The following is a 22,538-nucleotide window of genomic DNA, read 5'->3' on the forward strand; positions in this document are numbered from 1 at the left end:
CCCATGCCCGCGCGCTTTGCGCTGCCCGAACGGCTGCGCTCCAAATCGATCAGAGCCAAGGTCGTCACCCTGCTCACGGTCCCCGTCGTCTCCGTGATGGCGCTGTGGGGCCACGCCGCGGTGACCACGGCGTCCCAGATATCCGACAAGGAGCAGCTGAAGGAGGTGAACTCGGCGCTCGTCACGCCGATTTCACGCTTCACCGTCGCCGTCCAGGGCGAGCGCGCGGCCGCCATGAAGTACCGCGCCGCCCACGACGCCACCACGCGCCAGGACTTCACCGAGGCCGCGGCCCGTACTGACAAGGCCGTCGACGCGCTCACCGCGGGCCTGCGCTCCATCAGCACCGACCTCGCCGACCTCGACGCCGCGCTTCCCGACCGCATCCAGAAGCTGAAGTTCAGCGCCGAATCACTGTCCGGACCGCGCCAGAAGGCCGGCGCCCGGGGCGGCACGGAGGTCATCGGCGGCTACGACACCGCCGTCCAGCGGGCCATGGCCGTACGGGCCGGACTCGCGGCGGCCGACAGCGACACGGCCCGTACGCTGCTCCAACTCGCCCGCGCCCGCGACGCATTGAGCCGCCAGGACGCGGTGCTCGGCGCCGCGCACGCGGCCGAAGGGGGCATGACGCCCGGCCAGTACCGCGACTTCGTGGGCGACGTGGCGGTGCAGCGCAGCCTCACCGAGGCCGCGCTTCCCGACCTGTCGGGCCGCGACGCCGCCGCCTTCCGCGCCGCGCTCGGCACCGCGGGGGCCGAGGACCTGAGCCACGTGCAGGACATGGTCCTCGCCGCGGGCTCCAAGAACGCCGCCGACGCGGTGCCCGCCGGGCGCTGGCAGTCGGACGCGCACGCCACCCTGACCGCCCTGGACAAGGCCGAGTCGCGCGCGATCGACGAGGCCGCGGGCGCCGAGCCGTACTCCCTCTCCGCCCTGGGCAGTTCCGGCATCGCCGTGCTGCTCGGTCTCGTCGGTGTGATCGTGTCGCTGTTGTTGTCGGTACGGATCGGGCGCGGGCTCGTCGCCGACCTCACGGGACTGCGCAACGCCGCACTCGACATGGCGGCGAACCGGCTGCCCGCCTCCATGCGGCGCATCCACAACGGCGAGGACGTCGACCTCGACAAGGAGGCGCCGCTCGACGAGACCCCGCACAGCGACGAGGTCGGTCAGGTCGGCGCGGCCCTCACCACCGTGCAGCGCGCGGCGCTGCGCGCGGTCGCGGACCGGGCGGCGGTCCTCACGGGTGTCTCCGGCGTGTACGTGTCGCTGGCCCGCCGCAGCCAGGTGCTGCTGCACCGGCAGCTCGACCTCCTCGACGCGATGGAGCGCCGCACGGAGGACCCCACCGACCTCGAGGACCTGTTCCGCATCGACCACTTGACGACGCGCATGCGCCGGCACGCCGAGTCCCTGCTCATCCTCTCCGGTTCGGCGCCGGGGCGTGCCTGGCGCAATCCGGTGCCGCTGATCGACGCGGTCCGTGCGGGGCTCGCGGAGACGCCGGACTTCGACCGGGTCCAGCTCCAGGACATCCCCGAGCTGTCCCTCGCGGGCTCGGCGGTCGCGGATTTGGTGCACCTCGTCGCCGAACTCGCGGAGAACGCCTCGGCGTTCTCGCCGCCGCACACGCCCGTCGTGGTCCGCGGTGAACCGGTCGGGGCGGGTGCCTGTCTGGAGATCGAGGACCGGGGGCTCGGGATGAGCGACGAGGCGCTGGCCGATGCGAATGCGCGGATCACGGCCAGTGACATCGACCTGCTCGATTCCCGCAAGCTGGGGCTTTTCGTGGTCAATCGGCTCGCGGAGCGGCAGCGGTTGGACGTCACGCTGCGGCGGTCCATCTACGGGGGCATCACCGCGGTCGTCTTCATCCCGCAGCACCTGTTGGCGAATCTGTCGGTCGACCGTCCTACGCCCCGGGGCTCCGCCCCGGACCCCGCGCCTCAATCGCCGGCGGGGCTTGATTTGCCCACCCGTCGCGGGCCTGAAGGGAAGCCGTCCCGCCTTGGGCAATCTGCCGCCTTGGGCGGCAGGGTGGGCAAGGCGGCACCCCGGCGCGGTGCACCCGATTCGGGAGGCGCAGACCCCGGCACCGGCACCGGAGAAGACCTTCCGCAGCGCGTGCGGCAGGCCAGCATCAGCCCCGAGCTGCGGGACATCGCGCCCGCGCAGAGCGAGGGGGCCGGCGGACGGTCCCCGGAGGCCGCCCGCGCCACCATGACGTCGCTGAGCTCGGGCCGCCGACGCGCCCGCGCCGCCCGCGAGGAAGACGGAGGACCCCGATGACCCCGACGTACAACGTCACCGGCCTGGGCGGCGGCGGCCAGGACGACCACCCCATGGGCATCGACTGGCTCCTCGACGAGCTGGCCGCCCGCGTCCTCGAAGTCCGGTACGTCGTCATGCTCTCCGGCGACGGCCTCTGCGTCGGCGCCTCCACCGGCCTCGGCCGCGACGAGTCCGAACGCTTCTGCGCGATCGCCTCCGGCTTCCACTCCCTCGCCAAGGGCGCGGGCCGCCACTTCGACGCGGGCGGCGTCGTCCAGACGATGGTCGAACTCGAGGGCGGCTTCCTGTTCGTGGTGGCCGCGGGCGAGGGCTCCTGCCTCGCCGTGTTCACCGACGGACACGCCGACATCGGCCTCGTCGCGTACGAGATGGCCCTGCTCGTCGACCGCGTCCGCGAGCACCTCGGCGTACCGACCCGCTCGGACGGCGATACCCCGTGACGTCACAGCCCCCCGACCGCATGGACGCCTGGTCCGACCGCTACGACGAGGACGCGGGGCCCCTGGTCCGGCTCTACGCCATGACCGCGGGCCGTGCCCGCACCGGCAACGGGGCGGAACGCATGGACCTCATGGCCATCGTCCGCCCCACCCGCACCAGACCGCAGGGCCCGCTCCCGCCGGAACAGCGCGAGCTGCTCGCCCTGTGCCTGCGCGGCCCGCGCCCGCTGGTCGACCTGGCCTCCGACTCCGGCCTCCCGCTGGGCGTCGTCCGCGTCCTGCTCGGCGACCTCGCGGCGAAGTCCCTCGTCACCGTCGTGCCGCCGCAGGCCTCCGCCCCCGACCCCGGTACGGGCGAACCCGCCGCCTACGCCCGCCCCGACGCCCACCTCCTCCGAGAAGTGATCAATGGCCTTCGCGCACTCTGACCCGACCGCCCGCGCCGACTTCACGGCCCTGAAGGTGCTGATCGCGGGCGGCTTCGGGGTCGGCAAGACCACGTTGGTGGAGTCCGTCAGCGAGATCCGTCCGCTGCGCACCGAGGAGGACCTCACGGTCGCCTCGCGCGGCGTGGACCGTCTCGACGGCGTCACCACCAAGTCGACGACGACCGTGGCCATGGACTTCGGCCGCATCACGCTGCGCGAGAACCTCGCGCTGTACCTGTTCGGCACGCCGGGCCAGGACCGCTTCTGGTTCCTGTGGGACGAGCTGGCGACGGGGTGCCTCGGCGCGGTCGTCCTCGCGGACACGCGCCGGCTCGCCGACTGCTTCCCCGCGGTCGACTACTTCGAGAGCCGCGGCATCCCGTTCATCGTCGCGGTGAACTGCTTCGACGGCGTACGGTCCCACTCCTCGGAAGCCGTCTCCCGCGCGCTCGACCTCGGCCCGGACACCACGGTGGTGCTGTGCGACGCCCGGGACCGGGAGTCCGGCAAGGAGACGCTGATCTCGCTCCTCGAACAGCTGCTGCAGCAGGAGATATAGCCTGACCTGGTGCCAAGGCTCAGAGAGATCACCGCGACCCGCTACGTGAACCCGCTGCGCACCGGTGGTTCCGTCCCCGGTGTGGTCGAGGCGGACGACCTCGGCACGTACGTGCTGAAGTTCACCGGGTCCGCGCAGGGCGTGAAGGCGCTCGTCGCGGAGATCGTGGTGGGTGAGCTGGCGCGCGCGTTCGGGCTGCGTTTCCCTGAGCTGGTGCTCGCGCACTTCGACCCGGCGCTCGGGGCGGACGAGCCGCACCAAGAGGTCAAGGAGCTGTTGGAGGCGAGCGGCGGTCTCAACCTCGGCATGGACTTCCTGCCGGGCGCCGTGGACTTCACGCCGGAGGTCGCGGAGTCCTTCCCGGTCGACCCGCTGGAGGCGGGCCGCGTCGTGTGGCTCGACGCGCTCACCGTCAACGTGGACCGTACGGTGCACAGTTCGAACCTCATGGTCTGGCCCACGCTCGGTGTCGCCCCGCCGAAGCTGTGGCTCATCGACCACGGGGCGGCGCTCGTCTTCCACCACCGCTGGGACGGTGCGGACCCGGCGAAGACGTACGACTTCCGGCACCATGCGCTCGGCGGGTACGGCCCGGCCACGCGCGCGGCGGACGCGGAACTCGCGCCGAGGGTCACGGAGGGCCTCCTCCGCGACATCCTCGCCCTCGTCCCCGACGCCTGGCTCACGGCGGACTTCCCCACTCCGGCCGAGGCGCGGGACGCGTACGTCACCTACCTCTTGGCCCGCGCCCGCACCTCCGTCTCCTGGCTGCCCACGGACTTCCCGTCCCGCGACGAACTCGCGGCGGCGGACGCGAAGCGCGCGGCGGCGACGGAGCGGGGCCGCCCCTCCTGGCTGAAACGCGTCCCCGACCTCCACGGAAAGCCCCCGGCGGAACAGGACTGGTCCCGCCACGTGGGCTGACCCCGCTGCGCGCGGGTCTACGCCCCGGTGCGCGGGCGCGGCCCCCTGGTCCGGTCCTGGGCCCCCCGCTCTTGACCGGGCCCCCGCTCACGTCCCACCCTCCCGCCCCCTCCGGGGGCTTCGGCCCGACGGGGTGCCGCCGTGCCCTCCGCGCCCCGGTTCCCTGGTGCCCGGCTCCCCGACCCTCGGCGCGCCGCAGGGCATGCGAGTAGTCCCCTGCTCTGCTCCCTGTGGGCCCCGTCCGCCCTCCCTCCCTTGATCGCGTTCCCCCGGCCCACATCCCACCCACCCGCCCCCTCCGGGGGCTCCGGCCCAACGGGGCACCGCCGGGCCCTCCGTGCAACGGCCCTCCGCGCCCTGGGTCTCCATGCCACGGCCCTCTGCGCCGCAGTTTCTCTGCGCATGGGTCCTCTGAACCCTGGTTCTCCGTGCCCTGGTTCTCCGCTCCCAGGTCCCCTGAGCCCCGGTTCGCCGCGACTCGGGCCTCTGCGCCATGGGTTTGCTGGGTTCCGGCTCTCCGTGTCCCGGTTCTCTGGGCTCTGGTGCTCCGCGCCTGGGTCCTCTGCGCCCTGGTTCTCCGTGCCCCGGGTTTCTGCCGCGGTCTTCCACGCCCCGGCTCTCCACGCCCCGGCTCTCCGCGCCCGGGCTCTCCGCGCCCGTCCCGGTTCTCTGGGCTCTGGTGCTCCGGTTCGCGGCGCGCCGCAGGGCGTGCGGTGGTTTTCCCCTGATCCTGCGGGGCCGACGCCCCTCGACCGGGAGCCCCCGGAGGGGGCGGGAGGGTGGGAGCTGAGCGCCAGGACGGTGCGGAGTCGAGTGCCGGGGGCGCCCTCGTGAGCCGGTCGCGGTCGCGGGATGCGGGGTGCGCCACTTGAGCTGGTCGCCGTCGGCCGGCGCCGTGCGCCCCTCGGGCGTTGCGGCCGGAGGGGCGCGGGGTCGGCCGACGGGCCCGGGGTGTCAGCCGTCGGCACCAGGGGCCGGGTGGGCGGGAGTTGAGCGCCGGAACGGTGGGAGGGCGGCCGGCGGACCGGGTGTCAGCCCTCGCGGTGCAGCGTGAACCAGAAGGTCGGGAACGGGTTCGTGCCAGGGGTTACGTCCGTCAGCCGCCACCCCGTGAACCTCGCGCGGAGTTCGTCCGCCGTGACCCCGGAGAACGTGGTGTCCAGGACCCCGGGCCCGTAGCCGAACATCAGCAGGCGTGCCCCCGGCGCCGCCCGTGCCGTGAGACCCGCCGCGTACGCGTCCCGGCGATGCGTCGGGATGCCGCAGAAGCAACTCAGGTCGAAGAACAGGTCGTACGGCCCACGCACCCCCACCTCGTCGAGCCGCGTGGCGTCCCCGCACAGCACCGTGACGTCCACTCCGCCGCCTCGGCCTTCTCCCGGGCCCGCGCGACCGCCCGGTCGACCAGGTCCACGGCCGCCACCCGCCAGCCGTGCCGCGCCAGGTACACGGAGTTGGTCCCCGTGCCGCAGCCGAGTTCGAGGGCGCGGCCGGGCGGCAGCGCACCGGGCCCCTCCACCACGCCCACCAGCTCGGGCGGTGTGACCCCGGAGTCCCACGGCGGCCTGCCGTCCCGGTAGTAGTCCTCCAGCGCGCGGCGCACCGCCGCCTCTTGGTCGAGCTCCGCGGCCGTCCACGTTTCGGTCTCGCGCATCATTGCCCCCAAGAACTTAGAGTCGAACTCTAGTGTCTGACTCTAGAGATAGACTCCCGGCATGGCCGCGGTCAAGGGATCCGACAAGAGCAAGAGCGAGGACGTGCGCCCCGAGAAGCGCCCCGACAAGCGGGCCGAGCGCTCGCGGCGCACCCGTGAGAAGGTCGTCGCCGCCGCGCGGGACCTGTTCGTCGCGCAGGGGTACGGGGCGACGAGCCTTCAGGAGGTCGCGGACCGCGCGGGCGTGGCCGTCCAAACGGTGTACTTCGTGTTCGGCAACAAGCGCGCGCTGTTCAAGGACGTCGTCGACACGTCCATCGCGGGCGACGCCGAACCGGTTGCCACGATGGAGCGGGACTGGTTCCGCGACGCGTGCGCCGAGCCCACCGCCGAGGGGCAACTCCGCGCCCACGTGCGGGGAGTGCGCGAGATCCTCGGCCGGGTCGCCCCGATCATGCCGCTGATCGCGGCCGCCGCGGCCACCGACCCCGAGATCGCCGCGCAGTGGCCCGCGGGCCCGGACCCGCGCTACACCGTCCAGTACGCCGCGGCCGAAGCACTCGTCCGCAAGCCCGACGCCCGCGCCGGCGTCGGCGTCGCCCGCGCCGCCGATCTGCTCTACGGGCTGCTCAGCCCGGAGCTCTACCTGGTCTTCGTCCGCGACCGCGGCTGGTCGCCCGACGCCTGGGAGACCTGGGCCCGCGCGGCCCTGACCAGCGATCTCTGCACCGATCACGCGTAAGCCGACGACGCGCAAACCGACCACGCGCAAGGGCCCGGCGCCACCCCGGCGCCGGGCCCCGCACGATCCGCGAAACGTCAGCCGAGCTGCTCGTACGCCGGCAGCGTCAGGAAGTCCGCGTAGTCCGCGTCCAGGGAGACCTGGAGCAGGAGGTCGTGGGCCTGCTGCCACTTGCCCGCGGCGAACGCCTCGTCGCCGACCTCGGCCTTGATGTTCGCCAGCTCCTCCGCCGCGACCTTGCGGGCCAGCTCGGCGGTGACGGGCTCGCCGTTGTCGAGGACGACGCCCGCGTTGATCCACTGCCAGATCTGGGAGCGGGAGATCTCGGCGGTGGCCGCGTCCTCCATGAGGTTGAAGATCGCGACGGCGCCGAGGCCGCGCAGCCACGCCTCGATGTAACGGATGCCGACCTGGACGGCGTTGACCAGGCCGTCGTAGGTGGGCTTCGCGTCGAGGGAGTCGATGGCGATCAGGTCGCCGGCCGCGACGGAGACGTCCTCGCGCAGGCGGTCCTTCTGGTTCGGCTTCTCGCCGAGGACCTTGTCGAAGGACTCCATGGCGATCGGGACCAGGTCCGGGTGCGCGACCCAGGAGCCGTCGAAGCCGTCGCCGGCCTCGCGGTCCTTGTCGTCGCGGACCTTCGCGAAGGCCACCTTGTTGACCTCGGCGTCGCGCCGCGACGGGATGAAGGCCGCCATGCCGCCGATCGCGTGCGCGCCGCGCTTGTGGCAGGTGCGCACGAGGAGTTCGGTGTACGCGCGCATGAACGGGGCCGTCATCGTGACCGCGTTGCGGTCCGGGAGGACGAACTTGGCGCCGCCGTCGCGGAAGTTCTTCACGATCGAGAAGAGGTAGTCCCAGCGGCCCGCGTTGAGGCCGGAGGCGTGGTCGCGCAGCTCGTAGAGGATCTCCTCCATCTCGTACGCGGCCGTGATCGTCTCGATCAGGACCGTGGCGCGCACGGTGCCCTGCGGGATGCCGACGTAGTCCTGGGCGAAGACGAAGATCTCGTTCCAGAGGCGGGCCTCCAGGTGCGACTCCGTCTTCGGGAGGTAGAAGTACGGGCCCTTGCCGAGCTCGATCAGCTTCTTCGCGTTGTGGAAGAAGTAGAGGCCGAAGTCGACGAGCGCGCCGGGGACGGCCTTGCCGCTCTCGTCCACGAGGTGGCGCTCGTTCAGGTGCCAGCCGCGCGGGCGCATGACGACCGTGGCGAGTTCCTCGGCGGGCTTCAGGGCGTACGACTTGCCGGAGCGCTCGTCCGTGAAGTCGATGGCGCGGTTGTAGGCGTTGGTGAGGTTGAGCTGGCCACCGATGACGTTCTCCCACGTGGGGGCGGAGGCGTCCTCGAAGTCGGCGAGCCAGATCTTCGCGCCGGAGTTCAGCGCGTTGATCGTCATCTTGCGGTCGGTCGGGCCCGTGATCTCGACGCGGCGGTCGTTCAGGGCGGCCGGGGCCTCGGCGACCTTCCAGGTGTCGTCCGCGCGGACGGCGGCGGTCTCCGGGAGGAAGTCGAGCGTGGAGGTGCGGGCGATCTCGGCGCGGCGCTCGGCGCGGCGGGCGAGGAGCTCGTCACGCCGGGGCGTGAAAAGGCGGTGCAGCTCGGCCACGAAGGCGAGGGCCGCTTCAGTGAGCACCTCGTCCTGCCCGGGCAGGGTCTCGGCGTCGACGATGGCCAGCGGGGACGGCGCTGGTGCGGACATGTGGCTGTCACTTCCTTCAGCGAGCGAACGACCCGTACGGCACGGGGTGCCGGGGCCGCCTGGGTATGGCTGCTGGCCCCGCTTCGGGGGACCGGCCCTTCTCAACAGTGGATATTAGTTTCCTCATTGTGGAAGTTCAAGGTTTGTTGACGTCGAGATTCTCAGAGTCGACAGAACGTGGCCCTGGGTGCCACGCTCTGTTACTCAAGGTGCTTCAGATCCGCTTCCGTGTCGATGTCGTACGCCTCGGCGATGTCCCCGCACTCCACGAGCTCCAGCACCCCCGCGCGCTCCTTGAGGTATGCGCGCGCCCCGCGGTCGCCGCTCGCGCTCGCCGCGATCCCCGCCCAGTGGTCCCGGCCGAACAGCACCGGATGCCCGCGCTCCCCGTCGTAGGAGGCCGCCGCGAGCGAGGCGGGGGAGTCGTACGCCGCGAGTACGCGCGTCACCGCCGCCGGGCCGATCCCCGGCTGGTCCACCAGGAGGACGAGCGCGGCGTCCGCCTCCGTGTCCGCAAGCGCTTCGAGTCCCGCCCGCAGCGAGGACCCCATGCCGTCCTCCCAGTCCGGGTTCTCCGTCACCTGGCATCCCTCCAGCGCGGCCCGCTTCCTTACGTCGCCGGCCGCCGCCCCGAGTACCACGTGCACGGGATCGCATCCCCCCGCGCGCAGAATCCCCACCGCGTGCTCCACGAGCGGCCGACCGCGATGTTCGAGGAGCGCCTTGGGTCGGCCGCCGAGTCGTCTCCCGCCACCCGCCGCGAGCAGGAGTCCCGCAACCACGCCAGTGCTCTTTGTCGTCATGCTCCCTGCATATCGCACGCAAGGTGCGATCGAAGTCGTTCGGATTTTCACAGTTGCCTTGCGCAACGGACTGGCGAAACGCTTGCGCGTGGCGTTAACTGGGCGGCCACAAACCCGAGTTGGACGCCCGACCGACGCTCCGGCCGGGTTACGCGGTAGTAGGACTCAAGAAGTACGAGAAGTACCTGAGCAGGACAACACACGCACAAGGACGTGCGAGGGGGAGAGCTGTGTTGCGGAGCGTGGAGCAGAGGCTTGTGACCGGGAGCGACGAGGACCCGCGGGTGGACGAGCTGCGCACCGCGGTGTCCCGGTTGCGCCGGGAACTCGCCGCGCATCCGGTCGAGTTTCCCGACCGGGGGATCGCCGAGGACGAGCTCGCGGCGCTGGACGCGATGGCCGGCGGGGGCCGGCCCGAGGTGCCCAGGCTGCGTCGCTCACTGTTGCTGGTCGCGGGGGCGATCGGTTCGGTGAGCGCGCTGTCCGGGGCGCTGTCCCAGGTCAGGGGCGCCGTGGAGTTGTTCGGGGGACCGCCCACGAAGGGCTGAGGTTCTCGTGGACGAGTAGCCCACGAACGACCGAGAAGGGGTCGCGCCATTCGGTGCGGCCCCTTTCTTTTTGCGGCAGGGCCCTACGCCACCCAGTGCGGCCGCCCCGGCTCCTCGCCCGCCCCGCCGAGCCCGCCGTCGAGGGCCGCCGCGATCCGCCGCACCGCCTCCTCGGCGGCCTCGACCGGCTGGACGTACGGGACGCGCAGCCGGTGCTCGAACGTCCCCGGGTCCGCGCCGAACCGCGATCCGCCCTCGATCCGCACCCCGTGCCTCAGCGCGGCCCGCCCGAGCGCGGAGGCGATCGGCCGCCCCAGGTCCACCCAGAGCGAGAGTCCGCCGGGCGGCACCTGCCAGCGCCAGTCCGGGAACTCGCGGCCGAGCGCCTCCGCGAGCCGGTCGCGGCGCTCGCGCAGCACCGGGATCCGGCCGCGCAGAATGGTCTCCTCGCGGTCGAGGAGCCGCCCCGCCACCAGTTGGTCGAGGACCGAGCCCGACATGTCGGCGGTGACCCGCAGCGCCGTCAGCTCGGTGATCAGGCGGGTGCCCGCGCGCACCCAGCCGACCCGAAGCCCGCTCCAGTGCCCTTTGCTCAACGAGCCGACGGTGACGATCTGTTCGCCCCCGCCGGGCGGGGCGAGCGAGGCGAACGGCGGCTCGCTCACCCCGTCGAGCGCGATGTCCGCGATCGTCTCGTCGATGACCAGCCAGGTGCCGGTCGCCCGCGCGGCGGCGATGATCTGCCGCCGCTGCTCGCTCGGCATGAGCCGGCCCGTCGGGTTCTGGAAGTCGGGGATCAGATACGCGAGCCGGGGTGCCGACTGCCGCAGCGTCGCGCCGATCAGCTCGACGTCCCAGCCGTCCTCGGTGACCGGGACCGGCGCGGTCCGCAGCCCCAACTGCCGGATCACCGACAGGGCGTTGGCGTACGACGGGTTCTCCACCACGATCCGGTCGCCCGGCCTGCCGAGCAGCGTGAGGGTGAGCGACACGGCCTGCTGGGCGCCCGTCGTGACCAGGATCTGCTCGGGCAGCGTGGGCAGGCCGCGCCGTGTGTACCGCTCGGCGATCTGGGCGCGCAGTTCCGGAAGGCCGTACGGGTGGTAGCCGTTGGTGACCGCGTGCCGGGCCACGTCCGGGGCCGCGGCGGCGTACGCGGCCGACAGCTCGTCCTCCAGGAACCCGGGCGCCGCCACTGCCAGATCGATCACGTCGTCCCCGGCGGCGGGCGTCGCCACGACCGTCGGGCGCGCGCCCTCCGGCAGCTCGGTCCACGTCCCGGCGCCGCGCCTGCTGCGCGCGTAGCCGCTCTCGCGCAGCAGGTCGTACGCGGCCGTGACGGTGGCCCTGCTGACCCCGAGGGAGGCCGCGAACTCGCGTTCCGCGGGCAGCCGTGTGTGCAACGGGATCCGCCCGTCGAGCAGCAGCGTCCGCACGCCCTGCGCGAGCGCGCGGTAGCCGGGGCGCTCCCCGGCCACACCGGTCACGAGCGCGCCGAGCCGCCTGCCACCGAGCCCGCGTCCGCCGCCGTCCACGCTGCGGACCACCGCACCATCGCCCATGCCACATCTCCGTGATTGGCCCTGCTGTCCAGGCCAATCAGCGTACAGAGTGGGACTCGATCGGCGAGGAGTGGCCTGGAGGAGGCCGCGGTGAGGAGGGGGTTGTCATGGACGGCGAGCGGCTCTGCGGGCGCGTGGTGGTGGGGGTCGGCGGTTCCCCGGCGAGCCTGGCCGCGTTGCGTGCGGCGGTCGCCGAGGCCCGGCGGTCGGACCGGCCCCTGCTGGCGGTGCTCGCGTGGGAGCCGCCGGAGGGCGAGGCCATGTACCGGCGGTGGCCGGACGCCGCGTGGGCCCGGCACTGGTACGAGGAGGCCCGCGCCCGGCTGGCGGCGGCGTTCGCCGAGGCGCTCGGCGGCCTTCCGCCCGACCTCGACGTGACGCTCCGCGTGGTGCGCGACCGCCCCGGACCGGCCCTGGTGGAACGCGCGGCGCGCCCCGACGACCTGCTGGTGGTCGGCGTACGTCCCCGGAGCCTGCGCCGCGCCGCGCACCGCCACGTGCGGCGGCACGCGGTGTGCCCGGTGCTGACCGTGCCGGTGCGGCCGTTCCAGCGGGCGGACCTGCGGGCGCTGAAGCGGATGCGGGCGACGGACTTCCAGGTGGTCCCCTGAAGTCCTAGCGCCGCCGCAGCAGCCCGTCCCGCGTCGCCCGAGCCACCGCCGACGTACGCGAGTCCACTCCCAACTTCGCGTAGATGTGCACCAGATGGGACTTCACCGTGGCCTGGCTCAGGAACAGTTCGCGGGCGATCTCCGCGTTGGACAGGCCGTCCCGGACGTGCCGGAGGACCTCCAGTTCGCGCCGGCTCAACGCCTCGGCGGGTGCCCGCATCCGGTCCATGAGCCGGTCGGCGACGGCGGGCGCGAGCGCGGAGCGCCCGGACGCCGCGGTGCGGACGGCCGCGGCGAGCTCCTCCGGCGGCGCGTCCTTCAGCAGATAGCCGGAGGCCCCCGCCTCGACGGCGGCGAGGATGTCCGCCTCGGTGTCGTACGTGGTGAGCACGAGGACGCGCGGCCCGTCGGCCAGGGCCGCGATCCGCGCGGTGGCCTCGGCGCCGTGCATCGTCCCCGCGCCGAACTGCAGGTCCATGAGGACGACGTCCACGTCTCCCGCCAGCTCCACCGCCCGCTCGGCGGTGGCCGCCTCGGCGACGATCGCGAAGTCCGCCTCCGCGTCGAGCACGGCCCGCAGCCCGGCGCGTACGACGGGGTGGTCGTCGGCGAGCAGCAGCCGGATCACTGGGCACCTCCGGAAAGCAGCGGCGTCGGCACGGCGACGGGTGTGCCGACGCCCGGTGTCGAGTGGACGGCGACGGGCGTGCCGACGCCGCACACGGCCCGCGGCCCGCCGCGCCGGATCACGCCGCACCCCCGGCGGGCAGCGGCAGCGTCACCGCGACGGCCGTGCCTCGGCCCGGCTCCGACTCGACGGTGAACGTGCCGCCGAGCTCGCTCACCCGGGAGCGCATCGCGACGAGGCCGAACCCGCCGTCGCCGCCGCCCGGCGCCCGCTCGGGGTCGAAGCCCGCGCCGTCGTCCACCACGTCCAGGGCCACCGAGGTCTCCATGAAGCTGAGGGTGATCTCCGCGCGGCGGGCGGCCGCGTGCAGCACCGTGTTGGCGAGCGCCGACTGGGCGATGCGCAACAGCGCCACCTCGTACGGCGTGGGGAGCTCCTGCGGGGTGCCGCTGACCGAGAAGCGGGCGGTGAGGCCCGGCGCCGTGGCGCACAGCCGGTCGAGGGCCCCGGCCAGCGAGCCGACGTCCAGGTCCGGCGGGGCGAGGGCACGCACGAAGCGGCGGGCCTCCACGAGGTTGTCCTGCGCGGTGGCCCGCGCCTGCTCGACGTGTCCGGCGGCGGGGGAGCCGGCCGGCAGCTCGCGCCCGGCCGCGACCAGCAGCAGCTGGATCGAGGACAGGCCCTGCGCCAGCGTGTCGTGGATCTCGCGGGCCAGCCGCTCCCGCTCGGCGAGCGTGCCGGCGGCGCGCTCCGCCTCGGCGAGCTCCGCGCGCGTGGCGACCAGCTCGTCGATCAGCTGCTGCTTGCGCTCGCTCTCCCGGTACAGCGCCTGGTACCCGAGCACGGTCGCCACGGCGACGGCCGCGCCGAGCAGCGGCCCTATGAACGCCCCCGGGTTCACCGCCCCGTCGTGCCCCACGTACGAGGCGATGGCCGCGCCCGCGGCGACGCCCACCGCGGGCACGCCCCAGCGCGCGGGCAGCAGATGCAGCAGCAGGAAGTACAGCGGGAACGCCAGCCACAGCGCGTCCGGCGAGAGCACGAGCAGCGCCGCCCACACGACCCCCAGCACGGCGAGCCACCACGCCGCGCCCGCCCGCGTGGACCGCACGACGGGCAGCGCCGCGCCCGCCCCGTAGACGACACCCATCGCCCCGGCCACCGCCACCACCGCCGCGACCGGCTCCTCGGACCGCCCGGTGAGCGCCCGTACGACGACGAGCGCGAGCAGGCCGGCCGTCAGCAGATGCAGACAGAGGCGCAGGGCGCGCAGAGCGGGGGTGAGCGAACGTGGATCCATACCCTCACCAGCGTACGAAGCCCGCGCACGGAACCGGTCAACCGAAAGTTTGAAAGGCACGTCCCCCCTTCGATTCGGGTGAAGCGTGCTGTGGCGCGATGCCCGCGCGGGCCCCGGAGCAGCAGTCTTGACCGCATGTTCGTCGCATGGAGAGATCTACGGTTCGCCAGGGGCAGGTTCGCCCTGATGGGAACCGTGATCGTACTGATCACGCTGCTCGTGGGACTGCTGTCGGGACTGACGGCGGGGCTCGCACGGGACAATACGTCGGCGCTCACCGGGCTGCCCGCCGACCACCTCGCCTTCGCCCGGCCCGCCGACGGCCAGTCGGTGTCGTTCACGGCGTCCACGGTCCGCCCCGAGCAGTGGCGCGACCTCGCGGCGCGGGACGGCGTCGAGAGTGCGGAGCCGATCGGCATCGGCACGGTGAACGCCGAGGCAGGCCGGCAGACCGCGGCGGTCTCCGCGTTCGGCGTGCGCCGAGACTCCGGCCTCGCACCCGACGCGACGGGGCCCGGCACGGCGGTCCTCTCCACCAAGGCGGCGAAGGAACTGGGCGCCTCCACGGGCGACAAGCTGACCCTCGGCGGCGCGAACCTCACCGTCACCGCCGTCTCCGGCGACGCCTCGTACAGCCACACACCCGTCGTCTGGACCGACCTCGACGACTGGCAGCACATCGCGCCCACGGGAGGCGGAGGCGGCGAACGCGCGACAGTGATCGCACTGCGCACGACGGCGGGCGCCGACCTCCCGGCGGCCGACAAGGCGGCGGGCACGGAGACGAAGACCATCGACGGCGCCCTGTCCGCCATAGGGTCCTACCAGGCCGAGAACGGCTCGCTGCAGCTGATGCGCGGCTTCCTCTTCGTCATCTCGGCGCTCGTCGTCGGCGCGTTCTTCACGGTCTGGACGATCCAGCGCAGCGCGGACATCGCGGTCCTGAAGGCCCTCGGCTCCTCGACCCGCTACCTGCTGCGGGACGCCCTCGGCCAGGCGGTCCTCATGCTGGTCGCGGGCACGGCGGTCGGCACGGGCCTCGCCACCCTCATCGGCGCCTTCGTCCCGGACACGGTGCCCTTCGTCCTCGACCCGCTGACCGCGCTCGGCCCGGCCGCCGTGATGACGGTTCTCGGCCTCGCGGGCGCCGCCCTCTCCATCCGGCGGATCACCGCCGTCGACCCCCTCACCGCACTCGGGAGCGCCCGATGACCCTGCTGCTCGACGACATCACCCTGACCTACCCCGACGGGGACGGACGCCTCACGGCCCTCGACCGGATCGACCTGTCGGTCCCGGCCGGCGGCCTGACGGCGGTCGTGGGCCCCTCCGGCTCAGGCAAGTCCAGTCTCCTGGCAGTCGCGGCGACGCTCGTCACCCCCGACAGCGGCCGCGTGGTCGTCGACGGCACGGAGGCCACGGCCCTGACCCGCACGGAATCGGCGGAACTGCGCCGCCGCGCGATCGGCATCGTCTTCCAGCAGCCGAACCTGCTGCCGTCGCTGACCGCGCTGGAACAACTCCAGGTGATGGCCCACCTGGAGGGCCGCAAACCGCGGGAAGTACGGGAGCGGGCGAACGAGTTGCTCGACGCGGTCGGCCTCTCCGCCCAGTCCCACCGCCGCCCGCACCAGCTCTCTGGCGGTCAGCGCCAACGCGTGAACATCGCCCGCGCCCTGATCAACGAGCCCCGCGTCCTCCTGGTGGACGAACCAACGAGCGCCCTCGACCACGAACGCGGCGCGGCGGTCCTGGACTTGCTGCGCAAGCTGACGAGGGAGCGCGAGACGGCGACCGTCCTGGTGACACACGACCGCGACCACTTGGCAGTGGCGGACGAGGTGCGGGAGATGCGTGACGGCGGGATCGGCGTGCCCGTTGAGTCAAGCCCTGGTGCGGCTTGAGTCTCGACGGGCCTCCGGGCGGGTGAGCATTTCAAGCCCCTGCGGCGATTGAGCAGCGGGGTCCGGGGCAGCGCCCCGAGTCGTCAACCACTGTGGCCGGAACTGGCCAACGCCACCGACAACTCACGCGCAACCTGCTGAAGCACCGGCACGATCTTGTCCGTCGCCGCCTCGGTCACCCGCCCCGCAGGCCCGGAAATCGAAATCGCCGCAGCGGTGGGCGAGTCCGGCACGGACACCGCGAGGCACCGCACCCCGATCTCCTGCTCGTTGTCGTCGACGGCGTACCCGGACCGCCGCACGTCCTCCAGCGCGTCGAGGAAGCCCTCGGGCGTGGTGAGCGTCTTCTCGGTGGCGGCGGGCATCCCGGTCCGCCCGAGCAGCGCCCGCACCTCGTCGGCCGGCGTGTAGGCGAGCAGCGCCTTGCCCACACCGGTCGAGTGCGGCAGCACCCGGCGGCCCACCTCGGTGAACATCCGCATGGAGTGCTTGGACGGCACCTGGGCGACGTACACGACCTCGTCGCCGTCGAGCAGCGCCATGTTCGCGGTCTCGCCGGTCTCCTCGACGAGGCGCGCGAGGTACGGGCGCGCCCACGTGCCGAGCAGCCGGGACGCGGACTCGCCGAGCCGGATGAGGCGGGGGCCGAGGGCGTAGCGCCGGTTGGGCTGCTGGCGTACGTAGCCGCAGGCGACGAGCGTGCGCATCAGGCGGTGGATCGTCGGCAGCGGGAGTCCGCTGCTGGCGGAGAGCTCGCTGAGGCCGACCTCACCGCCCGCGTCGGCCATCCGCTCGAGCAGATCGAAGGCGCGCTCGAGGGACTGGACACCGCCGGTGGGTGCGGACTTGGCGGCATCAGTGGTGCTGGCGTCGGGCGTCGGCACAGCGCGTTCCTTTCGGTGGCAGGCAGATGAGCAGCCTACCGGCGGGTTCCCGGACAGTGATCCCTTGACCGGGAAGTTCGTCGGTAGCTACGTTCTGCGTGTCGGAATCTTAATTCCACTTTGTGGAAACGTCCAGGGTCCCCGGGTCCGCCATGCGGGTCTTGACGGTTCCCGAAGTCTGAGTGAAAGTCCTTCAACAGAACGTTGAAGCTTGAGGAGGCCCACGTGTCGGACCCCGACGTCCAGATCGAACTCGTGCTGCGCTCGACGCGCGTCATCACTCCCGAAGGTACGCGCCCGGCCTCGGTCGCCGTCGCCCAGGGGAAGATCGTCGCGGTGCGCGCGCACGACGCGGAGGTCCCGGCAGGGGCCCGCCTTGAGGACTTCGGCGACGACGCGCTGCTGCCCGGCATCGTCGACACGCACGTCCACGTCAACGACCCGGGGCGCACCGAGTGGGAGGGCTTCTGGACCGCCACCCGCGCCGCCGCGGCCGGCGGCATCACGACCCTCGTCGACATGCCGCTCAACTCCCTGCCGCCGACCACGACCGTCGACAACCTTCGTACGAAGAAGGATGTCGCCGCCTCCAAGGCGCACATCGACGTCGGCTTCTGGGGCGGCGCGCTGCCCGACAACGTCAAGGACCTGCGCCCGCTGCACGACGCGGGCGTCTTCGGCTTCAAGTGCTTCCTGTCGCCCTCCGGCGTCGACGAGTTCCCGCACCTGAACGCCGACCAGCTGACCGCCTCCATGGCCGAGATCGCCGGCTTCGGCGGACTGCTCATCGTGCACGCCGAGGACCCGCACGAGCTGGACGTGGCGCCCCACAACAGCGGCCCCAAGTACGACGACTACCTGGCGACCCGGCCGCGCGTCTCCGAGGACGTCGCCATCAAGGGCCTCATCGACACCGCAAAGCGGATCGGCGCCCGCATCCACATCCTGCACCTGTCGTCCTCCGACGCGCTGCCGCTGATCGCCGCCGCCAAGGCCGAGGGCGTCGAGCTGACCGTCGAGACGTGCCCGCACTACCTCACGCTCACCGCAGAGGAAGTCCCGGACGGGGCCAGCGAGTTCAAGTGCTGCCCGCCGATCCGCGAGGCCGCCAACCAGGACCTGCTGTGGCAGGCGCTCGCCGACGGCACGATCGACTGCGTCGTCACCGACCACTCGCCGTCGACGGCCGACCTGAAGACCGACGACTTCGCGACCGCCTGGGGCGGCATCTCCGGCCTCCAGCTGAGCCTTTCGGCCATCTGGACCGCGGCCCGTCAGCGCGGCTACTCCCTGGAGGACGTGGTCCGCTGGATGTCCGAGCGCACCTCGAAGCTGGTCGGCCTCGACGACCGCAAGGGCGCCATCGCGGCCGGCCGCGACGCCGACTTCGCCGTCCTCGCCCCCGAGGACACCTTCCAGGTCGACCCGGCCGCCCTCCAGCACCGCAACCGCGTCACCGCGTACGCGGGCAAGACGCTGCACGGCGTCGTGAAGTCGACCTGGCTGCGCGGCGAACGCATCGTCGCCGACGGCGAGTTCACCGCGCCGCAGGGTCAGCTGCTCGAACGGGCCAAGTAACTCACTGACGGACCAGGGCGAGCCCCAACTGGCGACCCGCCACGCGGAGTTGGGGCACTGACCCGCTACTCTGCTCGACTTGCGGGGCACACCGGCCTGACAGCACCGGTGTGCCCCGCATCTTCATTTCCGGAATTACGCGGCGTGCCCGCCGTCCACCGCGAACTCTGCGCCCGTCACGTACGAGGCCTCCGCGCCCGCCAGATACGCGACCGTCGACGCCACCTCGTCCGCGGTGCCGTACCGGCCGAGCGCCGTCGCCGCGGCCTGCCCCGCCGCGTACGGTCCTCCGGCCGGATTCATGTCGGTGTCCGTCGGGCCGGGGTGCACGATGTTCGCCGTGATGCCGCGCGCGCCCAGCTCGCGGGCGAGCGCCTTCGTCAGGCCGATCAGGGCCGCCTTGCTCGTGGCGTAGAGCGTGCCGCCGGGGCCCGGCACGTGCTGCGCCATGCAGGAGCCGACCGTGACGATCCGGCCGCCGTCGGGGAGTCTGGCCGCCGCGGCCTGCGAGGTGAGGAAGACGCCGCGCACGTTCACGTCGAGCGCGCGGTCGACGTCCGCGAGCGAGAAGCCGTCCAGCGGCCCGAGCGCGCCGACGCCGACGTTGTTGACCAGCACGTCGATCCGGCCGAGTCCCGCCACCGTCCGCTCCACCGCCTCCGCCGCCTCGACCGGGTCCGCCGAGTCGGCCCGCACCGCGAGCCCCCGCCGCCCCAGCGCCCCGATCCGCCGCACCACGTCCTCGGCGGCCTCCTTGCCCTGTACGTAGGTGAGCGCCACGTCGAAGCCGTCGCGCGCGAGCCGCAGCGCCGATGCCGCGGGAGCCGCCGGTCACCAGGGCCACCTTGCCGTTCATGTCGCCTCCTGTGGGGAGCGGATGTCGTGGCCTCAAGTACAGCGATCCGCAGGGTCGGGAGCTGGCGGCAAATGGACGTCGAGGTCGCCGCCGGCGTGTGGCGCGAGTGAACCGACGGAAAACAAGCGGGAGTTGGTGTTGACATGCCCACCTCTACGCGCGTCACACTGTGGGCATGAAGACTCCCCCACGCTTCATCAGTGCCGTAGCCGTTGCCGCCGCCCTGCTTCTGGGTGGCGTGGGCGGCTCCACCGCGATCGCCGCACCGGCCGCGCAGGCCCCGGCCGTCGCCTCCCACACCGTCTCGGCCGCCGACGTCGGCGACATCTGCTACTCCGCGCTGCCCGCCGAGGCGCACGACACCCTGGACCTCATCGAGCAGGGCGGACCGTACCCGTACGAGCAGGACGGCACGGTCTTCTCCAACCGGGAGGGCATCCTCCCCGACCAGTCGTCCGGCTACTACCACGAGTACACGGTGATCACGCCGGGCTCGGACGACCGCGGTGCCCGCCGCATCGTCACCGGTGACTCCGACAAGGAGGACTACTACACGGCGGACCACTACGCGTCCTTCGACCTGGTCGACCACGCCTGCTGAGTCCGCGCGACCACTCCCGCCGGGCCCTCCCCGGCCCGGCGGGAGTCAGCCCTTGCGCTGGGCCTCGACGGCCGCGAACACGGCGACCGCCAGCACGATGAACGCGATGCTGCCGTACACCTCGTGGCCGTCGAGGAAGCCGATGTGCCCGATCAGCCCCCACCCGCCGGGCAGGCCGGTGAACTCGTTCAGGATGCCGATCGCCCCCTGAAGCAGCGCGATTCCGCCGACGACCTCGATGACCCGCAACCACTGGTTCTTGTTCATGCACAGGACTCTCGCCCCGCGGACCCCCCACCCACATCGGCCGCGGGGCGAGCCCCGTACGACTCCGGTAGCGGAGCGCGGGGGCCGGCCGCGACCAAAGTCGACGGGGGTACGACTTTGGTCGCGGAAGCGGCGCTCGGGGCGGTGCGGGCCGCCCGGGGTGCGTAGATTTGTCGACCATGGAAGCAGTGCGGCAGACCGGAACCCCGCAGGCGGCGGACACGCCCGCCGAGCGATGGCGACGACGGCTGCTGCCCTCGGCCCTCGCCGACGAGCTCGACCTGGACCCCGAGGGGCGGCCGGGCCGCAGGCGGCGCACCGCCCGTGACTGGATCGTCGACTTCAGCTGCTTCGGGATCGCGGTCTTCCTCGGCCTGATCTTCGCCGAGCAGGTCTGGGACGACCCGAACACACCGCCCGCCCTCGCCGTGCTCGACCAGGTGCTCGGCGCCGCGGCCTGCGCCGGGGTCTGGCTGCGCAGACGCTGGCCGCTCGGCTTCGCCGTCGCCATGCTCCCGATCGGCTTCCTCTCCAACACCGCGGGCGGCGCGTCGATGATCGCGGTGTTCACGCTCGCCGTGCACCGTCCGTTCCGCTACATCGGCTGGGTGGCGGGCATCTCCATCGCGCTGATCCCGCTGTTCTTCTGGCTGCGGCCCGACCCCGAGTCCTCGTACCTGCTGTCGGTCTCGTTCACGGTCATCATCACGATCACGGTCGTCGGCTGGGGCATGTTCGTCCGCTCCCGGCGTCAGCTCCTGATGTCGCTGCGGGACCGGGCGCGCCGCGCCGAGACCGAGGCCGTGCTCCGCGCCGAGCAGGCGCAGCGGCTCGCCCGCGAGGACATCGCGCGCGAGATGCACGACGTGCTCGCCCACCGCCTCACCCTGCTGAGCGTGCACGCGGGCGCCCTGGAGTTCCGCCCCGACGCGCCCCGCGAGGAGATCGCACGGGCCGCGGGCGTCATCCGGGAGAGCGCGCACGAGGCGCTGCAGGACCTGCGCGAGATCATCGGCGTGCTGCGGGCGGCCGACCACGGCGAGGAGTCGGGGCGGCCGCAGCCCACCCTCGCCGCGCTCGACACCCTGGTCGCCGAGTCCAGAGAGGCGGGCATGAAGGTCGACCTCGACAACCGGGTCCCGGAGACGGGGGCCGTGCCCGCCTCCACCGGGCGCACCGCCTACCGCATCGCCCAGGAGGGCCTGACCAACGCCCGTAAGCACGCCCCTGGCGCCGAGGTCGCGGTCACCGTCGAGGGCGGCGCGGGGGACGGCCTCACGGTCACCGTGCGCAACCCGCCGCCGCCCGGCGAGGTGCCGCACGTCCCCGGCTCGGGGCAGGGCCTGATCGGCCTCACCGAACGCGCCACGCTCGCGGGCGGCCGGCTCGCCCACGGGAGGGAACCGGACGGTGGCTTCGCGGTCCGCGCGTGGCTCCCGTGGCCGGAGTGAACTCCGCGCGGAAGCCGCCGGTGCGGACACGGCGATGATCGTCCCTCGCTACGGTGGCTCCATGACCGCGATCCGCCTGCTCATCGTCGACGACGACCCCCTCGTGCGCGCCGGGCTCACCTTCATGTTCGGCGCCGCCGAGGACATCGAGATCGTCGGCGAGGCCGCCGACGGCAGCGAGGTGGCGGAGCGGGTGGCCAGGCTGCACCCCGACGTCGTCCTCATGGACCTGCGCATGCCGACCCTGGACGGCCTGTCCGCCACGGAGGCGCTGCGGGCCCGCGAGGGCGCGCCCGAGGTGATCGTCCTGACCACGTTCCACGCGGACGAACAGGTGCTGCGGGCGCTGCGCGCGGGGGCCGCGGGGTTCGTCCTCAAGGACACCGCGCCGGGCGAGATCGTCGAGTCGGTACGCCGGGTGGCGGCCGGCGCCCCGGTCCTCTCGCCGACCGTGACCCGGCAGCTCATCACCAAGGTCTCGGGCGACGACCCCGCCCTTGACCGGCGGTCACGCGCGCGTGCGCGCATGGCCGAACTGGCCGAGCGCGAACGGGAGGTGGCCGTGGAGGTGGGCCGCGGCAGCTCGAACGCGGAGATCGCCGCGACGCTCTACATGAGCGTCCCCACGGTCAAGACCCACGTCTCGCGCATCATGGCGCGGCTCGACCTCAACAACCGCGTACAGATCGCGCTGCTCGCCCACGACGCGGGGCTGCTGGACGAGGACTGACTCGGGCCCTGGGCGGGGCCCGGGGACTGTCGGTGGCCCAGGGTAGATTCACACCGTTCAACCATGTGAGCGG

23 protein-coding genes and 1 pseudogene are annotated in these 22,538 nt (G+C 72.9%); 14 read left to right on the plus strand and 10 right to left on the minus strand.

Features of this window, described 5'->3' with window-relative positions; translation table 11 throughout:
- The first annotated feature begins 3 nt into the window (after positions 1-3).
- From ACZ7L4_RS08805 to ACZ7L4_RS08825, 5 genes are read left to right on the plus strand one after another with little or no spacing between them, the layout of a single operon-like run.
- A complete protein-coding gene (locus tag ACZ7L4_RS08805) occupies positions 4-2,292 on the plus strand; it encodes a sensor histidine kinase (RefSeq protein WP_472100969.1) in 2,289 nt (762 codons plus the stop codon).
- Between the two features lie 53 nt (positions 2,293-2,345).
- A complete protein-coding gene (locus tag ACZ7L4_RS08810; protein WP_472101970.1) occupies positions 2,346-2,735 on the plus strand; it encodes a roadblock/LC7 domain-containing protein in 390 nt (129 codons plus the stop codon).
- Positions 2,732-3,163 (plus strand): DUF742 domain-containing protein, encoded by a 432-nt coding sequence (locus ACZ7L4_RS08815; RefSeq protein WP_450811763.1) that lies wholly within the window; start codon positions 2,732-2,734, stop codon positions 3,161-3,163. The genes ACZ7L4_RS08810 and ACZ7L4_RS08815 overlap by 4 nt, the downstream gene beginning before the upstream one ends.
- Entirely contained in the window at positions 3,144-3,722 is a 579-nt protein-coding gene (locus ACZ7L4_RS08820) for a GTP-binding protein (protein ID WP_472100971.1), read from the plus strand. Before ACZ7L4_RS08815 ends, ACZ7L4_RS08820 begins: the two co-directional genes overlap by 20 nt.
- A gap of 6 nt (positions 3,723-3,728) precedes the next feature.
- Positions 3,729-4,646, plus strand: a complete 918-nt coding sequence (locus ACZ7L4_RS08825) for a HipA family kinase (RefSeq protein ID WP_472101972.1) — start codon at positions 3,729-3,731, stop codon at positions 4,644-4,646.
- Positions 4,647-5,677: 1,031 nt separating this feature from the next.
- Here ACZ7L4_RS08825 and ACZ7L4_RS08830 read toward each other — a convergent pair.
- Both ACZ7L4_RS08830 and ACZ7L4_RS08835 read right to left on the minus strand, forming a co-directional pair.
- Positions 5,678-5,953 carry a hypothetical protein gene (locus ACZ7L4_RS08830; RefSeq protein ID WP_472100973.1) on the minus strand — a complete coding sequence of 92 codons (276 nt, stop codon included), beginning with the start codon at positions 5,951-5,953 and terminating at the stop codon, positions 5,678-5,680.
- Positions 5,920-6,300 (minus strand): class I SAM-dependent methyltransferase, encoded by a 381-nt coding sequence (locus ACZ7L4_RS08835; protein ID WP_472100975.1) that lies wholly within the window; start codon positions 6,298-6,300, stop codon positions 5,920-5,922. The genes ACZ7L4_RS08830 and ACZ7L4_RS08835 overlap by 34 nt, the downstream gene beginning before the upstream one ends.
- A 61-nt stretch (positions 6,301-6,361) precedes the next feature.
- Here ACZ7L4_RS08835 and ACZ7L4_RS08840 point away from each other — a divergent pair, with 61 nt between their 5' ends.
- On the plus strand, positions 6,362-7,042 hold the full coding sequence (locus ACZ7L4_RS08840; RefSeq protein ID WP_472100977.1) for a TetR/AcrR family transcriptional regulator: 681 nt from the start codon (positions 6,362-6,364) through the stop codon (positions 7,040-7,042).
- Positions 7,043-7,119: 77 nt separating this feature from the next.
- Here ACZ7L4_RS08840 and aceB read toward each other — a convergent pair whose 3' ends face one another.
- Positions 7,120-8,742: a malate synthase A gene (gene aceB / locus ACZ7L4_RS08845; protein ID WP_472100979.1), complete on the minus strand. Its 1,623-nt coding sequence runs from the start codon at positions 8,740-8,742 to the stop codon at positions 7,120-7,122.
- Between the two features lie 200 nt (positions 8,743-8,942).
- A complete protein-coding gene (locus ACZ7L4_RS08850) occupies positions 8,943-9,545 on the minus strand; it encodes a nucleotidyltransferase family protein (protein ID WP_472100980.1) in 603 nt (200 codons plus the stop codon).
- Between the two features lie 230 nt (positions 9,546-9,775).
- Here ACZ7L4_RS08850 and ACZ7L4_RS08855 point away from each other — a divergent pair, with 230 nt between their 5' ends.
- Complete coding sequence (locus tag ACZ7L4_RS08855; RefSeq protein ID WP_450811755.1) at positions 9,776-10,093, plus strand: DUF5955 family protein; 318 nt, start codon at positions 9,776-9,778, stop codon at positions 10,091-10,093.
- Between the two features lie 83 nt (positions 10,094-10,176).
- Here ACZ7L4_RS08855 and yczR read toward each other — a convergent pair whose 3' ends face one another.
- Entirely contained in the window at positions 10,177-11,655 is a 1,479-nt protein-coding gene (gene yczR / locus ACZ7L4_RS08860; protein ID WP_472100982.1) for a MocR-like transcription factor YczR, read from the minus strand.
- Positions 11,656-11,762: 107 nt separating this feature from the next.
- Here yczR and ACZ7L4_RS08865 point away from each other — a divergent pair, with 107 nt between their 5' ends.
- Positions 11,763-12,266, plus strand: a complete 504-nt coding sequence (locus ACZ7L4_RS08865; protein WP_472100984.1) for a universal stress protein — start codon at positions 11,763-11,765, stop codon at positions 12,264-12,266.
- A 4-nt stretch (positions 12,267-12,270) separates the two neighbouring features.
- On the opposite strand, the gene ACZ7L4_RS08870 is transcribed toward ACZ7L4_RS08865, so the two are convergent.
- Positions 12,271-12,894, minus strand: a complete 624-nt coding sequence (locus tag ACZ7L4_RS08870; protein WP_472100986.1) for a response regulator — start codon at positions 12,892-12,894, stop codon at positions 12,271-12,273.
- 118 nt (positions 12,895-13,012) lie between these two features.
- Positions 13,013-14,194, minus strand: a complete 1,182-nt coding sequence (locus tag ACZ7L4_RS08875) for a sensor histidine kinase (RefSeq protein WP_472100988.1) — start codon at positions 14,192-14,194, stop codon at positions 13,013-13,015.
- 135 nt (positions 14,195-14,329) lie between these two features.
- On the opposite strand from ACZ7L4_RS08875, the gene ACZ7L4_RS08880 reads away from it, so the two are divergent.
- Positions 14,330-15,406 (plus strand): ABC transporter permease, encoded by a 1,077-nt coding sequence (locus tag ACZ7L4_RS08880; protein WP_472100990.1) that lies wholly within the window; start codon positions 14,330-14,332, stop codon positions 15,404-15,406.
- Positions 15,403-16,098 (plus strand): ABC transporter ATP-binding protein, encoded by a 696-nt coding sequence (locus tag ACZ7L4_RS08885; RefSeq protein WP_472100992.1) that lies wholly within the window; start codon positions 15,403-15,405, stop codon positions 16,096-16,098. The genes ACZ7L4_RS08880 and ACZ7L4_RS08885 overlap by 4 nt, the downstream gene beginning before the upstream one ends.
- A gap of 83 nt (positions 16,099-16,181) precedes the next feature.
- Here ACZ7L4_RS08885 and ACZ7L4_RS08890 read toward each other — a convergent pair whose 3' ends face one another.
- Positions 16,182-16,982 (minus strand): IclR family transcriptional regulator, encoded by an 801-nt coding sequence (locus ACZ7L4_RS08890; protein ID WP_450811747.1) that lies wholly within the window; start codon positions 16,980-16,982, stop codon positions 16,182-16,184.
- A gap of 225 nt (positions 16,983-17,207) precedes the next feature.
- On the opposite strand from ACZ7L4_RS08890, the gene allB reads away from it, so the two are divergent.
- A complete protein-coding gene (allB, locus tag ACZ7L4_RS08895; RefSeq protein ID WP_472100994.1) occupies positions 17,208-18,560 on the plus strand; it encodes an allantoinase AllB in 1,353 nt (450 codons plus the stop codon).
- Positions 18,561-18,695: 135 nt separating this feature from the next.
- Here the strand turns inward: allB and ACZ7L4_RS08900 are convergent.
- Positions 18,696-19,416, minus strand: a pseudogene (locus tag ACZ7L4_RS08900) (SDR family oxidoreductase).
- 175 nt (positions 19,417-19,591) lie between these two features.
- On the opposite strand from ACZ7L4_RS08900, the gene ACZ7L4_RS08905 reads away from it, so the two are divergent.
- Positions 19,592-20,017: a guanyl-specific ribonuclease gene (locus tag ACZ7L4_RS08905; RefSeq protein ID WP_472100996.1), complete on the plus strand. Its 426-nt coding sequence runs from the start codon at positions 19,592-19,594 to the stop codon at positions 20,015-20,017.
- Positions 20,018-20,062: 45 nt separating this feature from the next.
- Here the strand turns inward: ACZ7L4_RS08905 and ACZ7L4_RS08910 are convergent, their stop codons facing one another.
- The gene (locus ACZ7L4_RS08910) at positions 20,063-20,284 is read right to left on the minus strand and encodes a hypothetical protein (RefSeq protein ID WP_472100997.1); all 222 of its coding nucleotides are present in this window, start codon (positions 20,282-20,284) and stop codon (positions 20,063-20,065) included.
- Positions 20,285-20,463: 179 nt separating this feature from the next.
- Here ACZ7L4_RS08910 and ACZ7L4_RS08915 point away from each other — a divergent pair, with 179 nt between their 5' ends.
- Together ACZ7L4_RS08915 and ACZ7L4_RS08920 are read left to right on the plus strand one after the other, a co-directional pair.
- Positions 20,464-21,735 (plus strand): sensor histidine kinase, encoded by a 1,272-nt coding sequence (locus tag ACZ7L4_RS08915; RefSeq protein WP_472100999.1) that lies wholly within the window; start codon positions 20,464-20,466, stop codon positions 21,733-21,735.
- Positions 21,736-21,796: 61 nt separating this feature from the next.
- Positions 21,797-22,465, plus strand: a complete 669-nt coding sequence (locus tag ACZ7L4_RS08920; RefSeq protein WP_472101001.1) for a response regulator — start codon at positions 21,797-21,799, stop codon at positions 22,463-22,465.
- Positions 22,466-22,538 lie beyond the last annotated feature (73 nt).

It is taken from the genome of Streptomyces sp. NPDC107575 (genome assembly GCF_055657265.1).

Bases quoted from the DNA above. Each gene is read 5' to 3' on its own strand.
- ACZ7L4_RS08905 (WP_472100996.1), top strand. From the start codon at position 19,592: ATGAAGACTCCCCCACGCTTCATCAGTGCCGTAGCCGTTGCCGCCGCC.
- yczR (WP_472100982.1), bottom strand. From the start codon at position 11,655: ATGGGCGATGGTGCGGTGGTCCGCAGCGTGGACGGCGGCGGACGCGGG.
- aceB (WP_472100979.1), bottom strand. From the start codon at position 8,742: ATGTCCGCACCAGCGCCGTCCCCGCTGGCCATCGTCGACGCCGAGACC.
- ACZ7L4_RS08885 (WP_472100992.1), top strand. From the start codon at position 15,403: ATGACCCTGCTGCTCGACGACATCACCCTGACCTACCCCGACGGGGAC.
- ACZ7L4_RS08880 (WP_472100990.1), top strand. From the start codon at position 14,330: ATGTTCGTCGCATGGAGAGATCTACGGTTCGCCAGGGGCAGGTTCGCC.
- ACZ7L4_RS08820 (WP_472100971.1), top strand. From the start codon at position 3,144: ATGGCCTTCGCGCACTCTGACCCGACCGCCCGCGCCGACTTCACGGCC.
- ACZ7L4_RS08850 (WP_472100980.1), bottom strand. From the start codon at position 9,545: ATGACGACAAAGAGCACTGGCGTGGTTGCGGGACTCCTGCTCGCGGCG.
- ACZ7L4_RS08865 (WP_472100984.1), top strand. From the start codon at position 11,763: ATGGACGGCGAGCGGCTCTGCGGGCGCGTGGTGGTGGGGGTCGGCGGT.
- ACZ7L4_RS08915 (WP_472100999.1), top strand. From the start codon at position 20,464: ATGGAAGCAGTGCGGCAGACCGGAACCCCGCAGGCGGCGGACACGCCC.
- ACZ7L4_RS08805 (WP_472100969.1), top strand. From the start codon at position 4: ATGCCCGCGCGCTTTGCGCTGCCCGAACGGCTGCGCTCCAAATCGATC.
- ACZ7L4_RS08910 (WP_472100997.1), bottom strand. From the start codon at position 20,284: ATGAACAAGAACCAGTGGTTGCGGGTCATCGAGGTCGTCGGCGGAATC.
- ACZ7L4_RS08920 (WP_472101001.1), top strand. From the start codon at position 21,797: ATGACCGCGATCCGCCTGCTCATCGTCGACGACGACCCCCTCGTGCGC.
- ACZ7L4_RS08875 (WP_472100988.1), bottom strand. From the start codon at position 14,194: ATGGATCCACGTTCGCTCACCCCCGCTCTGCGCGCCCTGCGCCTCTGT.
- ACZ7L4_RS08835 (WP_472100975.1), bottom strand. From the start codon at position 6,300: ATGCGCGAGACCGAAACGTGGACGGCCGCGGAGCTCGACCAAGAGGCG.
- ACZ7L4_RS08840 (WP_472100977.1), top strand. From the start codon at position 6,362: ATGGCCGCGGTCAAGGGATCCGACAAGAGCAAGAGCGAGGACGTGCGC.
- ACZ7L4_RS08810 (WP_472101970.1), top strand. From the start codon at position 2,346: ATGGGCATCGACTGGCTCCTCGACGAGCTGGCCGCCCGCGTCCTCGAA.